The 12709-nt window shown below is 68.5% G+C and carries 12 protein-coding genes and 1 pseudogene; 11 read left to right on the plus strand and 2 right to left on the minus strand.

Annotated elements, in window-relative coordinates; translation table 11 throughout:
- The 10 genes and pseudogenes from AC3WL8_RS24440 to AC3WL8_RS24485 all read left to right on the plus strand — a co-directional run.
- Positions 1-869, plus strand: a pseudogene (locus AC3WL8_RS24440) (DNA polymerase III subunit gamma/tau); the annotation flags it as partial.
- A 69-nt stretch (positions 870-938) separates the two neighbouring features.
- Positions 939-1271, plus strand: a complete 333-nt coding sequence (locus AC3WL8_RS24445; RefSeq protein WP_013957243.1) for a YbaB/EbfC family nucleoid-associated protein — start codon at positions 939-941, stop codon at positions 1269-1271.
- Positions 1272-1279: 8 nt separating this feature from the next.
- Positions 1280-1894, plus strand: coding sequence for a recombination mediator RecR (gene recR / locus AC3WL8_RS24450; RefSeq protein WP_013957242.1), 615 nt, complete (start codon positions 1280-1282; stop codon positions 1892-1894).
- Positions 1895-1970: 76 nt separating this feature from the next.
- Entirely contained in the window at positions 1971-2876 is a 906-nt protein-coding gene (locus AC3WL8_RS24455) for a LysR family transcriptional regulator (RefSeq protein ID WP_013957241.1), read from the plus strand.
- Positions 2877-3053: 177 nt separating this feature from the next.
- Positions 3054-4250, plus strand: coding sequence for a CaiB/BaiF CoA transferase family protein (locus AC3WL8_RS24460; protein ID WP_013957240.1), 1197 nt, complete (start codon positions 3054-3056; stop codon positions 4248-4250).
- The gene (locus tag AC3WL8_RS24465; protein ID WP_211979883.1) at positions 4247-5215 is read left to right on the plus strand and encodes a hydroxymethylglutaryl-CoA lyase; all 969 of its coding nucleotides are present in this window, start codon (positions 4247-4249) and stop codon (positions 5213-5215) included. Before AC3WL8_RS24460 ends, AC3WL8_RS24465 begins: the two co-directional genes overlap by 4 nt.
- A 48-nt stretch (positions 5216-5263) precedes the next feature.
- Positions 5264-6280: a Bug family tripartite tricarboxylate transporter substrate binding protein gene (locus AC3WL8_RS24470; RefSeq protein WP_492379014.1), complete on the plus strand. Its 1017-nt coding sequence runs from the start codon at positions 5264-5266 to the stop codon at positions 6278-6280.
- 180 nt (positions 6281-6460) lie between these two features.
- On the plus strand, positions 6461-7504 hold the full coding sequence (locus AC3WL8_RS24475) for an ABC transporter substrate-binding protein (RefSeq protein ID WP_013957237.1): 1044 nt from the start codon (positions 6461-6463) through the stop codon (positions 7502-7504).
- A gap of 133 nt (positions 7505-7637) precedes the next feature.
- Positions 7638-8450: an ABC transporter ATP-binding protein gene (locus tag AC3WL8_RS24480; RefSeq protein ID WP_013957236.1), complete on the plus strand. Its 813-nt coding sequence runs from the start codon at positions 7638-7640 to the stop codon at positions 8448-8450.
- 32 nt (positions 8451-8482) lie between these two features.
- A complete protein-coding gene (locus tag AC3WL8_RS24485) occupies positions 8483-9274 on the plus strand; it encodes an ABC transporter permease (protein ID WP_492379015.1) in 792 nt (263 codons plus the stop codon).
- Between the two features lie 62 nt (positions 9275-9336).
- Here AC3WL8_RS24485 and AC3WL8_RS24490 read toward each other — a convergent pair whose 3' ends face one another.
- Both AC3WL8_RS24490 and AC3WL8_RS24495 read right to left on the minus strand, forming a co-directional pair.
- Complete coding sequence (locus tag AC3WL8_RS24490) at positions 9337-10749, minus strand: sensor histidine kinase (protein WP_492379016.1); 1413 nt, start codon at positions 10747-10749, stop codon at positions 9337-9339.
- The gene (locus AC3WL8_RS24495) at positions 10746-11420 is read right to left on the minus strand and encodes a response regulator (RefSeq protein ID WP_013957233.1); all 675 of its coding nucleotides are present in this window, start codon (positions 11418-11420) and stop codon (positions 10746-10748) included. The genes AC3WL8_RS24490 and AC3WL8_RS24495 overlap by 4 nt, the downstream gene beginning before the upstream one ends.
- 220 nt (positions 11421-11640) lie before the next feature.
- On the opposite strand from AC3WL8_RS24495, the gene AC3WL8_RS24500 reads away from it, so the two are divergent.
- Positions 11641-12699 (plus strand): porin, encoded by a 1059-nt coding sequence (locus AC3WL8_RS24500; RefSeq protein ID WP_153953635.1) that lies wholly within the window; start codon positions 11641-11643, stop codon positions 12697-12699.
- Positions 12700-12709 lie beyond the last annotated feature (10 nt).

Genomic DNA, 12709 nt, shown 5'->3' on the forward strand with positions numbered 1-12709 from the left:
CGGCCATGCCGCCAGCGCCGGCTGCCGCGCAGCGCCCGCCGGCCCAACCCTTGCGCGCGCCCGGCGCCGCAGCCGTGAGCCGCCCGCCGGCACCGGTTGCGAAGGCGCCCATGCAGCCGCCAGTCCAGTCTCCGGCAGCGCCGGCACGGCCCGCCGCGCAGCCCGCGGCGCGCCAGGTGGAGCCGGAATCCGTGCCGCCCTGGGAGTTGGCGGGTGGCAGCGACGTGCCGCCGTGGGAAGAGCTGCCGCCTGACCTGCCGGTCATAGGCCCCTATGACAGCGATCCTGGCTACCGCGACAGCGGTTTCAACGAACCGGCACCGCCTGCCGCCGCGCCGCGTAACGGCCCGGCCCGGCCGGGCCGGGCACCCGCGCGCGAGGCCGAGCCGGCGCGCGAGGCCGCTCCCGTGCCGTCAGCCACGGCGCCGGCAGAGTCCGCCAAATTCGTCGCCCCGCGACCGCCTGCGGCGGGCGAGGATGGCACCCCGCCGGCCTTCACCGGCGAATGGCCGGTGCTGGCCGCTGGCCTGCCCTTGAAGGGCCTGGCACAGCAGCTGGCCTACCAGAGCGAACTGACCCAGGTGGTCGGGCGCACCTTCCACCTGCGCATCCCGGTCGCGGCCCTGGGCGAGAACGGCGTGTCCGAGCGGCTGCAGCAGGCGCTGTGCGACCACTTTGGCGTGCCGGTGCGCGTGGTCTGCGAGGTGGGCGGGGTTTCCATCACCGCGGCGGCCGCCGATGCCGAGGCGCGCGCCGAGCGCCAGCGCCAGGCCGAGGCAGTGATCGAGGCCGATCCCTTTGTACAGGGCCTGCTGCGCGATTTTGGCGGCCAGATCGTGCCGGGCTCGATCCAGCCGCGCGCCGCCTGATCCGCGGCCTGCGTTTGCTTTACCGAACTACTTTGCCGAATTTCTTACCGAATCCAGGAGCATTCCATCATGATGAAAGGTCAACTCGCCGGGCTGATGAAGCAAGCCCAGCAGATGCAGGAAAACATGAAGAAGATGCAGGAGCAGCTGGCCCTGATCGAGGTCGAGGGCCAGTCCGGCGCCGGTCTCGTCAAGGTGGTCATGACCTGCAAGAACGACGTCAAGCGCGTCACCATCGACCCTAGCCTGCTGGCCGAGGGCGAAGACAAGGACCTGCTGGAAGACCTGGTCGCCGCCGCCTTCAATGACGCCGTGCGCAAGGCCGAAGCCACCTCGCAGGAAAAGATGGGCTCGATGACCTCGGGCCTGCCGCTGCCCCCGGGCTTCAAGCTGCCGTTCTGAACGCCACTGTGAAGGCATCGTCCCCGACCTCGCTGCAGGCACTGGTCGAAGCGCTGCGGGTGCTGCCCGGCGTCGGGCCCAAGTCCGCCCAGCGCATGGCCTACCACCTGCTGCAGCACGACCGCGAGGGCGCGCGCAAGCTGGGCGATGCACTGCGCGGCGCGGCGGACCATATCCGCCATTGCCAGCGCTGCAACACCTTCACCGAGCAGGAGATCTGCGCGACCTGCCTGGACGACCGCCGCGACGCCTCGCTGCTGTGCGTGGTGGAAACCCCGGCCGACCAGGTCATGATCGAGCAGACCCTGACCTACCGCGGCAAGTACTTCGTGCTGATGGGCCGGCTCTCGCCGCTGGATGGCATCGGCCCGCGCGAGATCCACCTGGACAGGCTGCTCGCGCGCGCCACCGAGCCTGAGCTGGGCGGCCCGGTCGGCGAGGTCATCGTCGCCACCAACTTCACCAGCGAAGGCGAGGCCACCGCGCACTACATCGGCGAAATGCTCAAGGCGCGCGGCCTCAAGGTGTCGCGCCTGGCGCGCGGCGTGCCGGTGGGCGGCGAGCTGGAATACGTCGATGCCGGCACCATCGCCCGCGCGGTGATGGACCGCCGCAACCTCTGAGCCCGATCGCGCGGGGCCGGAACGCCCACGTGCCCGCGCGCCGATCACCGGATTCCTCCGCCTACCTGCCTGCCCCATGAACCTGGCCCGCTTCGATCTCGTCACGCTTGGCTTGTTCGTCGCCGTGGCCCGGCAGGGCAGCATCTCGGCCGGCGCGCGCCAGTCGCACCTGGCCGTGGCCGCCGCCAGCAAGCGCATCTCAGACCTGGAAACCGCGGTCGGCGCGCCGCTGTTCTTCCGCCATGCCGCCGGCGTGCAGCTGACCGAGGCCGGCCAGGCCTGCTTCCACCATGCGCTGACCATCCTGCAGGACGTCGAACGCATGGCCGGCGTGATGTCGGACTACGCCTCGGGCGTGCGCGGGCAGGTGCGGGTGTGCGCCAACACTTCGGCGATCACGCAGTTCCTGCCCGACGACCTGGCGTCGTTCATGCAGCGCCATCCCACCATCCGCATCGAGCTGGAAGAACAGAACAGCCGCGACATCGTCGCCGCGCTGATCGAGAACCGCGCCGACGTGGGCATCTTTGCCGACCGCACCCCCGCGGCCGGGCTGATGACGATCGAGTACCGGCAGGACGAGCTGGTCATCATCACGCCGCCCAACCATCCGCTGGCCGCGCGCGGCCCGGTGCACTACGCCGATACGCTGGAATTCGACTTCGTCAGCCTGCCGCAGGAAACCTCGCTGGCCGCCCGCCTGCTGGAAGAGAGCAGCCGGCTGGACCGGCCGTTCCGGCTGCGCATCCAGGTGCGCAGCTTCGATGCCATGTGCCGCATGGTGATGGCCGGCCTGGGCGTGGGCGTGCTGCCGCGCATCGCGGCCGAGCCGCATGTCAAGTCGATGGGGCTGTCGCTGGTGTCGCTGCAGGACGCCTGGGCGCGCCGCTCGCTGCTGATCGGGCTGCGCGACCCGGCCGGGCTGACGGTGTCGGCGCGGCTGCTGATCAGCCACCTGTGCGGGGACCGGGCGCCGTTCTGACGCCCCTGTGCTGAGGCGCCTCCGGAGCCTTTCGCGTTCCGAGAAAGCCCGCTTCTCCGATTGCCGATTCCTGGCGGGCCCCTGCTGGGGCACACTCCGTTCGAACGCAATGTATGACAAGCCAGTCATTGGGCTTGCCGCACTGCAACAAAACACCGCATCGCACGGAGACACCCCATGGCGCAACAGATCCTCGAGGGCATTCGCGTCCTCGAACTCGGACAACTCATCGCCGGCCCCTTTGCCGCCAAGACCCTGGCCGACTTTGGTGCCCACATCATCAAGGTGGAGCCGCCGGGGCAGGGCGACCCGCTGCGCAAATGGCGCATGCTGCATGAAGGCACCTCGGTCTGGTGGGAGGCCCAGTCGCGCAACAAGGAGTCGATCTGCATCGACCTGCGCCAGCCGGAAGGCCAGGCACTGGTGCGCAAGCTGGCCGCCGAGGCCGACGTGCTGATCGAGAACTTCCGCCCTGGCACCATGGAGAAGTGGGGCCTGGGCTGGGATGTGCTGCATGCCGACAACCCGCGCCTGATCATGCTGCGCGTGTCGGGCTACGGCCAGACCGGCCCGAAGAAGGATGAGCCCGGCTTTGCCGCCGTGGCCGAAGCCATGGCCGGCCTGCGCCACCTGACCGGCGAGCCTGGCCGCGCGCCGGTGCGCGCCGGGCTGTCGCTGGGCGACACCATCGCCGGCCTGCACGGCGCCATGGGCGTGCTGCTGGCGCTGTATCAGCGCGACGCGCGCGGCGGCGAAGGCCAGGTCATCGACGTGGCGCTGTACGAGTCGCTGTTCAACCTGAGCGAAAGCCTGCTGCCGGAATACTCGGCCTTCGGCGCGGTGCGCCAGCCCGCTGGCGGCGCGTTGCCGGGGATCGCGCCGTCCAATGCCTACCCCTGCGCCAGCGGCGAATACGTGCTGGTGGCGGCCAATGGCGACGCCATCTTCAAGCGCATGATGCTGGCCATCGGCCGGCCCGACCTGGCCGACGATCCGGCGCTGGCGCAGAACGATGGCCGCGTGAAGCGCGTGGACGAAATCGATGCCGCCATCGCGGACTGGACCCGCACGCAGACGGTGGACTCGGCGCTGGCGGTGCTGCGCGACGCGCAGGTGCCGTCTGGCCGTATCTATACCGTCAAGGACATCGCCGAAGACCCGCACTACCGCGCCCGTGGCGTGATCGAGTCGGTGACCTCGGCCGGCGGGCTCACGGTGGAAGTGCCGGGCGTAGTGCCCAAGCTGTCGGCCAGCCCGGGGGAAATCCATGACCGCGCGCCGACGCTGGGCGAGCATACCGATGCGGTGCTGAAGCAGGCTGGCTTCGATGACGCCGCCATCGCCGACCTGCGCGCGCGCAAGGTGATCGCATGAGCGCCGCCGCCAACCTGCGCGGCCCGGCACGCGTCGAGATCAATGAAGTCGCGCCGCGCGACGGCCTGCAGATCGAGCCGGTGGTGGTGCCGACCGACGCCAAGGTCGCCTTCCTCGACGCGCTGTCGGCCTGCGGCTTTGCCCGCATCGAAGCCACCTCGTTCACCTCGGCCCGCGCCATCCCGGCGCTGGCCGACGCCGAGACACTGATGCACCGCATGCGGCGCCACCCGGGCGTGCGCTATACCGCGCTGGTGCCCAACCTGCGCGGGCTGGAGCGTGCGCTGTCGTGCCAGCCGGATGAGGTCAACCTGGTGATGTCGGCCAGCGAGACGCACAATCGCGCCAACCTGCGCATGACGCGCGAGCAGTCGCAAGCGCAATTGCTGGCGATGATCGAGGCGGCGGGCGCCGCCGGTGTGCCGGTCAACGTGTCGCTGTCGACGGTGTTCGGCTGCCCGTTCGAGGGCGAGGTCGATACCGGCGCGGTGATGGCACTGGCCACCCGCTTTGCCGAGGCCGGCGCGGCCGGCATCACGCTGTGCGACACCACCGGCATGGCCTACCCGAACCAGGTCGCGGCGCTGTGCGAGGCCTTCCAGGCCACGCTGCCCGATACCGGCCTGACCATCCACCTGCACAACACCCGCGGCATGGGCCTGGCCAATGCCCTGGCAGCCTGGCAGACCGGCGTGACGCGCTTCGACGCGGCCGCCGGCGGCCTGGGCGGCTGCCCTTACGCCCCCGGTGCCAGCGGCAACGTCAGCACCGAAGACCTGGTCCATATGTTCGACTGCATGGGCGTCGAGACCGGCGTCGACCTGGGCGCGCTGCTCGACGTGGTGGCCGGCATGCCGGCGCTGGTCGGGCGCGACATCCACAGCCAGCTGCTGAGCGCCGGCCCGCGCCTGCGCACGCACCAGCCGCCGGCCTGGATGGCAGAGCATTTCGCCGGGCAGGCATAGCCGGCACCCAGACAAAAACAACACATCCAACAGATAACGGAGACCCTCATGAAGCAAGCCCTTCAACGCAAGTCCGCCATGCCCGCACGGCGCAAGGCCGTAGCCGCCACGCTGGCGGCACTCGGTGTGGCATGGTTCGCGCCTGTCGCCCTGGCGCAGGACGGTACCTATCCCACCCGTCCGGTGACGCTGGTGGTATCGGCCGCGGCCGGTGGCACCACCGACATCGCGGCGCGCATGATTGCGGAACCGCTGTCCAAGGCGCTCGGCCAGCCGGTGGTGGTGGACAACCGTCCCGGCGGCAACGGCAGCATCGCCGCGCAACTGGTGGCGCGGGCCAAGCCGGACGGCTACACGCTGATGCTGCAGTACTCGGGCTTCCACGTGATCACGCCGCTGCTGGTCAAGAACCTGTCGTGGGACCCGGTCAAGGACTTTGCGCCGGTGGCTAATATCCTGTCGGCGCCGCAGGTGCTGGTGGTGCGTCCGAGCCTGCCGGTCAAGTCGCTGAAGGAACTGGTGGCCTACGCCAAGGCCAATCCGGACAAGCTCAACTACGCCTCGTCGGGCAACGGCTCGCTGCAGCACGTCTCGACCGAGCTGCTGAACCAGATGGCCGGCACGAAAATCACGCACGTGCCCTACAAGGGCACCGGCCCGGCCATGACCGACCTGCTGGGCGGCTCGGTGGACCTGACCATCACCACGCCGCCGCCGCTGATGGCCCATATCGCCGCCGGCAAGCTGCGTCCGCTGGTAGTGACCAGCAAGACCCGCCTGCCCAGCCTGAAGGACGTGCCGTCGGCGCCCGAGGCTGGCTACCCCGACCTGGACGTGTCGTCGTGGTTTGCGATGTACGCGCCGGCCGGCACGCCCAAGCCGGTGATCGACAAGCTGACCGGCGAGATCGAGAAGATCATGCGCACCGAAGCCTTCCGCAAGAAGGCCGAGGACCTGGGCGCCGAGGCCAAGTACATGAACCCGCAGCAACTGGGGCAGTACCAGAAGGCGGAGCTGGCGCGCTGGGGCAAGGTGATCAAGTCCGCCGACATCCACGCGGAATGATGGCGAGGGCTGAGGCAAGGTGATCGAAAGGTAAGGGCGCTAAGCTGGCGGGTTTGCTAGGTGTTGATACCGATGCGGTGCATCGCACCGTCCGGTAGCATCGCAATTTGCCGCACCGCGGCGCGCCCCCTTCGAGCGCATGTTGCCGCAGCGCCAGTCCACACGGGTAGGAGATCTCGCATGTATAACAAAAAATTCTGGAAGCAATTCCTGATCGCGCTGGCGCTGTTCCTGGCCGGCTGGTTCACCTTCGGCCAGGCGCAGGCGCAGGGCAAGCCCGAGAAGACCAAGGTCACCATCGCGGTGGGCGGCAAGAACCTGTTCTACTACCTGCCGCTGACCATTGCCGAGCGCCTCGGCTACTTCAAGGAAGAAGGGCTGGACGTCGAGATTGTCGACTTCGCCGGCGGCGCCAAGGCGCTGCAGGCCGTGGTGGGCGGCAGCGCCGACGTGGTCTCGGGCGCCTACGAGCACACCATCAACCTGCAGGCCAAGGGCCAGCGCTACCAGGAATTCGTGCTGCAGGGCCGCGCCCCGCAGATCGTGCTGGTGGTGTCGAACAAGACCATGCCCAACTTCAAGTCGATCGCCGACCTGAAGGGCAAGAAGATCGGCGTGACCGCGCCGGGCTCGTCGACCAACATGATGGCCAACTTCGTGCTGGCCAAGGCCGGACTGAAGCCGTCCGACGTGTCGTTCATCGGTGTGGGCGCCAGCGCCGGCGCGGTGGCGGCGATGCGTTCGGGCCAGATCGATGCGATGGCCAACCTGGACCCGGTGGTGTCGATGCTGACGCAGAAGAACGAAGTGCGCATCGCCTCGGACACCCGTACGCTCAAGGACACCCAGGCCGTGTTCGGCGGCAACATGCCGTCGGGCTGCCTGTATGCGTCGCAGGCGTTTATCCAGCAGAACCCCAACACCACGCAGGCGCTGACCAATGCCATGGTGCGCGCGCTCAAGTGGCTGCAGAAGGCGGGCCCGTCGGACATCGTCAAGACCGTGCCGGAAAGCTACCTGCTGGGTGACCGCGCGCTGTACCTGGCCGCGTGGGACAAGGTCAAGGAAGCGATCTCGCCGGACGGCACCATGCCGGCCGACGGCCCGCGCACCGCGTTCAACGCGCTGAGCCAGTTCGACGCCGAGCTCAAGGGCAAGCCGGTCAAGCTGGAAGAGACCTACACCAACGCTTTCGTGCAGAAGGCCAACGCCAAGTACAAGTAAGACCCTCGCCGTCGATGCCATCGGCCCGCTGTCCGCAGCGGGCCTTTGCTTTGAAACCTTGACGGCCAATCCATCATCACCCGCCCGCACCGCGCCCCCCGGCGCCGCCACGGCGGGACCGAGACGGTTCACCATGAGCACTCCCGCACTTTCCCTCGACAAGGTCACCTGCACCTTTGTCTCGCGCGATGACCGCAGCCAGCGCTATACCGCGGTCCAGGACGTCACGCTGTCGATCCAGCCCGGCGAATTCGTCTCCGTGGTCGGCCCCACCGGCTGCGGCAAGTCCACGTTGCTGAACGTTGGCGCCGGCCTGCTGGAACCCTCCAGCGGCGAGGTGCGCGTGTTCGGCGAACCCCTGCGCGGCATCAACCGGCGCGCCGGCTATATGTTCCAGACCGAGGCGCTGATGCCCTGGCGCAGCGCGCTGGATAACGTCGTCGCCGGCCTGGAGTTCCGCGGCGTGGCGCGCGCCGAGGCCGTGCAGCAGGGCGAGGAATGGCTGCGCCGCGTGGGCCTCGGCGGCTTTGGCGACCGCTACCCGCACCAGCTCTCGGGCGGCATGCGTAAGCGTGTCGCGCTGGCGCAGACGCTGGTGCTGGACCCGGACATCATCCTGATGGACGAACCGTTCTCGGCGCTGGATATCCAGACCCGCCAGCTGATGGAGAACGAGGTGCTGGAGCTGTGGGCCGCCAAGCGCAAGGCCGTGCTCTTCATCACCCACGACCTGGACGAGGCCATTGCCATGAGCGACCGCGTGGTGGTGCTGTCGGCCGGCCCGGGCACACACCCGATCGGCGAGTTTGCCATCGACCTGCCGCGCCCGCGCGACGTGGCCGAGATCCGCAACCATCCGCGCTTTGTCGAACTGCACGCCGCGATCTGGGACGTGCTGCGCGAAGAAGTGCTCAAGGGCTATGCCCAGCAGCTCAAGGTGGCCTGAGCCTTCCCATCACAACAAGACCTGAATTCACGATGGCATTCCGTAACGACTCCAAGGGCATGCTGCGCGTCTGGCAGCTGCTCGTCCTAGTAGTGATCCTCGGCGTGTGGCATATGGCCACGCGCTCGCAGCAGGTTGCCTTTTTCTTTGGTGAGCCGCTGATGGTGGCGCAGCGCATCTGGAGCTGGTTTATCGTCGATCGCGATATCTACCTGCACCTGGGCGTAACGCTGATCGAAACCGTGCTGGCCTTCGGCATCGGCACGGTGGCGGGGCTGGGCGTGGGCCTGTGGCTGGCGCTGAGCCCGCTGACCTCCGCCATCCTCGACCCCTACGTCAAGGCCATGAATTCGATGCCGCGCGTGATCCTGGCACCGATCTTCGCGGTCTGGTTCGGCCTGGGCATCTGGTCGAAGGTGGCGCTGGCGGTGACGCTGGTGTTCTTTATCGTCTTCTTCAACGTCTACCAGGGCGTCAAGGAAGTGAGCCCGGTGGTGCTGGCCAACGCGCGCATGCTGGGCGCCAACCAGAAGCAGCTGCTGCGCCATGTCTACCTGCCCAGCGCCACCAGCTGGGTGTTCTCGTCGTTGCATACCTCGGTGGGCCTGGCCTTCGTGGGCGCGGTGGTGGGCGAATACCTGGGCTCGGCGCGCGGCGTTGGCTACCTGATCCTGCAGGCCGAAGGCACCTTCGACATCAATACCGTGTTTGCCGGCATCGTGGTGCTGACGGCGTTTGCGCTGGTGCTGGACTGGATGGTCGGCAGGGGTGAGAAGCGGCTGATGAAGTGGCAGCCGCAGAGCGGGGAGACGGAGAAGCTTTGAACTGAAGTGCCGAAGCGAAGGGAAGGGCGGCTGCGGCCGCCCTTTTGCTTTGCCGGCAGCGCTCAGTCTGCGGCGCCTGCCTCAGGCGTATCAAAGCAGACCGATACGGTCAGCCCGCCTCCCGGCGTATCCCCCAGCACCACCGCTGCACCATGCAGCCGCGCGATCTCGCGCACGATCGACAGCCCCAGCCCGGTGCCTTCCACGGCCCGCCCGCTCTCGCCGCGATAGAAGCGCCGGAACACCGCATCGCGCTCTGCCGGCGCGATGCCGGGGCCGTTATCGATCACCTGCAGCCACGGCACGCCGCCGTCCAGCGCCACGCGCACCGTGACCACTGCGCCATGTCCCGCATAGCGGATCGCATTGTCGATCAGGTTGCCCGTCAATTCCTGCAGCAGCTCGGCCTGCCCGGCGACCTCCACCGGCTCTTCCTGCTCGAAGCCCAGGTCGACCTCGCTGCCACGCGCCACCGGCGCCCAGTCCAGTGCCACGCCTTGCGCCAGCGCATCGAGTCGCAGCGGCCTGAGCTTGGGCATATAACCCGCATCAGGCTCCAGTCGCGACAGCGACAGCAGCTGCTGCACGCCCTTGGAGGCATGGCGCACGGTGCCGTGCAGCACCCGCATATGCTCGCGCACGCGTTCGCCGTCGCGCTCGCGCAGCGCCAGCTCGGACTGCGCCTGGATGATCGCCAGCGGCGTCTTGAGCTGGTGCGCGGCATCGGCGAAGAAGCGCTTGCGCGCCTGCACCATGCCGTGGAGCCGGTCCATGTACTGGTTCAGCGCCTGCACCAGCGGTTTCATCTCGGCGGGCAGGTCCTTCTGCTCGATCGGGTCGAGCTGCGTGCCGCGTCGCGCCACCGTGTCCGACAGCCGGTTCAGCGGCCGCAGCCCGCGCCGCACGCCGAGCCAGACGATGCCCAGCGCCAGCGTCACCAGCATCAGTTCCTGCAGCAGCGAGCCGATCAGGATGTCGCGCGCCAGCAGCTGGCGCGGCTCGATGGTCTCGCCCACCAGCACCCACACCAGCCGCGTGCGTGCCGAGCCCACGTCGTGCACCGGCAGCGCCTGGGCCGCCATGCGCAGCGGGTGCTCGCGGAAGACGGTGTCGTAGAACTCGGTGCGGTACAGCCGCAGCGGTGCCTCGGCCGGCATCGGCAGGTCGTCGTAGCCGGTCACGGTGGCACCGTCCTCGTCGCGGATGCGGTAGAAGATGCGCGGGCCGGCCTGGTCGTCGAAGAGTTCCAGTGCCAGGTTGGGCACGTCGACCTGGAGCCGCCCCTCGCGCAGGCGGATGCCTTCGCGCATCGCGCGCAGCGACGCCTCCAGCGTGCGGTCGAAGGCGATATGCGCGGCCGACATGGCGCGCTCATAGGTCAGCCACGCATCGAAGGCGAGCAGGCCCATCAGCGGCAGCAGCAGCCATAGCGACAGCTGCAGGCGCAGGCTGGGCGCCTGTCGTGGGCGCTTCATGCCACCGGCCGCGCTTCGAGCAGGTAGCCCAGCCCGCGCAGCGTGACGATGGCCACGCCGCTGCCGTCGAGCTTCTTGCGCAGCCGGTGCACGTAGATCTCGATCGCATCCGGGTTGACCGATTCGTCGATGCCGAAGATCTTCTCCGACAGCGCCGCCTTGTTCACCGCGCGGCCATCGCGCAGCAGCAGCACCTCCAACACGGCGCGCTCGCGCCCGGTCAGCGGGAGCAGCTCGCCGTGCAGCAGGACGGCACGGCTGACGCTGTCGTAGTGCAGCGGGCCGCAGGCGATCTGCGTGCTCTCATGCCCGTGGGCACGGCGGATCAGCGCGCGGGCGCGCGCTTCCAGTTCGGACAGGTCGAAGGGCTTGGCCAGGTAGTCGTCGGCGCCCAGGTCCAGGCCGCGCACGCGGTCTTCGACTGAGCCGTGCGCGGTCAGGATCAGCACCGGCAGCGGGTTGCGGCGCTGGCGCAGGCGGCGCAGCACTTCCAGGCCATCCAGTCCGGGCAGGCCCAGGTCCAGGATCAGCAGCGCGTAGTCCTGCGTGCTGAGCAGGTTGTCGGCGCTGCGGCCGTCGTGCATGCAGTCGACCGTGAAGCCGGCCTGGCCCAGGGCCTGGCTCAGGGAATTGGCCAGCATCACATTGTCTTCGGCAAGCAGGATACGCATGGGGCAGGGCAGTCAGGCGGCAATACGGAAAAACGGCCGGAACGGCCGAGGCCAGACAGATACAGGGAAGTGTGCCGGCTTAGAAGCTAGGGAAACCACCAACCCCGCTGCGGCGCCGCGCCTGCGAAAAGCCTGCATTCCGAAAGCGAACTGAAAGTGCGCGTCCCCTACCATCCGGCCGGCTAACGATTCACACAACAAGCACAAGCAAGGAGATAGCATGAAGCGTACGGCAATGGCATTTGCAGCGATGGGTCTGGCTGCAGCCGGGTCGGCATCCGCCCAATCGAGCGTGACCATGTATGGCCTGGTGGACGCCGGCATCGAATATGTCAGCCACGCGGGCCCGGACGGCTCGGCGGTCAAGCTGACCTCGGGCGGCAAGAACACCTCGCGCTGGGGCATCCGCGGCAGCGAAGACCTGGGCGGCGGCCTGAAGGCGATCTTCGCCCTGGAAAGCGGCATCGCCATCGACACCGGCAAGCTGGACACCGACAACACGCTGTTCGACCGCCGTGCCACGGTGGGCCTGGCAAGCCGCTACGGCCAGGTGGTGCTGGGCCGCACCTTCACCACGACCTACGACTTCATGCTGCCGTTCGACCCGATGGGCTACGCGCCAGCCTATTCGTGGGCCACCTCATCGACCGCGACCGGCGGCCGCAAGGACGGCCTGTTCTCGCGCGCCTCGAACGCGGTCCGCTATGACGGCAGCTTCGGCGGCCTGAAGCTGGGCGCGACCGTGGCCATGGGCGAAGTGGCGGGGGACTTCAAGAGCTCGTCCAAGTACGCGCTGGGGGTGGGCTACAGCGCCGGCAACTTTGCCGCGGCCGCCACCTGGGACCGCCAGAACGGCGCCGGCAGCAGCACCACGCCGGCCGACAGCACCGACTACATCCAGGGCATCCATGCCGGCGCCAGCTATGATTTCGGCGACCTGAAGCTGTTTGCCGGCTACCGCAACTACAAGCGCACCTTCACCACCGGCGCGGCAACGGACCGCAGCGACATGTACTGGGGCGGCGCCAGCTATGACTTCACGCCGGCCTTCACGCTGTACGGTGCGGTCTACAAGCAGAACATCAAGGGCGGCAACAATGCCGACCCGATCCTGTTCTCGCTGCGCGGCCAGTACGCGCTGTCCAAGCGCACGGCGGCCTACCTGTCGGTGGGCTATGCCGATGCGCGCAACGGGCAGAACGTCAGCGTCTCGCGCGACCTGGTCGGCTTCGCCAACAACCAGACCGGCGTCATGGCCGGCCTGCAGCATCGCTTCTGAGGAAGGGGCG

This window comes from Cupriavidus sp. FW305-F7, from assembly GCF_058782875.1.

Excerpts from the sequence above, each read along its gene's own strand:
- AC3WL8_RS24465 (WP_211979883.1), top strand. The coding sequence starts at position 4,247 with ATGAGCGCCGCCGCCAACCTGCGCGGCCCGGCACGCGTCGAGATCAAT.
- AC3WL8_RS24485 (WP_492379015.1), top strand. The coding sequence starts at position 8,483 with ATGGCATTCCGTAACGACTCCAAGGGCATGCTGCGCGTCTGGCAGCTG.
- AC3WL8_RS24480 (WP_013957236.1), top strand. The coding sequence starts at position 7,638 with ATGAGCACTCCCGCACTTTCCCTCGACAAGGTCACCTGCACCTTTGTC.
- AC3WL8_RS24455 (WP_013957241.1), top strand. The coding sequence starts at position 1,971 with ATGAACCTGGCCCGCTTCGATCTCGTCACGCTTGGCTTGTTCGTCGCC.
- AC3WL8_RS24495 (WP_013957233.1), bottom strand. The coding sequence starts at position 11,420 with ATGCGTATCCTGCTTGCCGAAGACAATGTGATGCTGGCCAATTCCCTG.
- AC3WL8_RS24475 (WP_013957237.1), top strand. The coding sequence starts at position 6,461 with ATGTATAACAAAAAATTCTGGAAGCAATTCCTGATCGCGCTGGCGCTG.
- AC3WL8_RS24445 (WP_013957243.1), top strand. The coding sequence starts at position 939 with ATGATGAAAGGTCAACTCGCCGGGCTGATGAAGCAAGCCCAGCAGATG.
- AC3WL8_RS24500 (WP_153953635.1), top strand. The coding sequence starts at position 11,641 with ATGAAGCGTACGGCAATGGCATTTGCAGCGATGGGTCTGGCTGCAGCC.
- AC3WL8_RS24460 (WP_013957240.1), top strand. The coding sequence starts at position 3,054 with ATGGCGCAACAGATCCTCGAGGGCATTCGCGTCCTCGAACTCGGACAA.
- AC3WL8_RS24470 (WP_492379014.1), top strand. The coding sequence starts at position 5,264 with ATGAAGCAAGCCCTTCAACGCAAGTCCGCCATGCCCGCACGGCGCAAG.
- AC3WL8_RS24490 (WP_492379016.1), bottom strand. The coding sequence starts at position 10,749 with ATGAAGCGCCCACGACAGGCGCCCAGCCTGCGCCTGCAGCTGTCGCTA.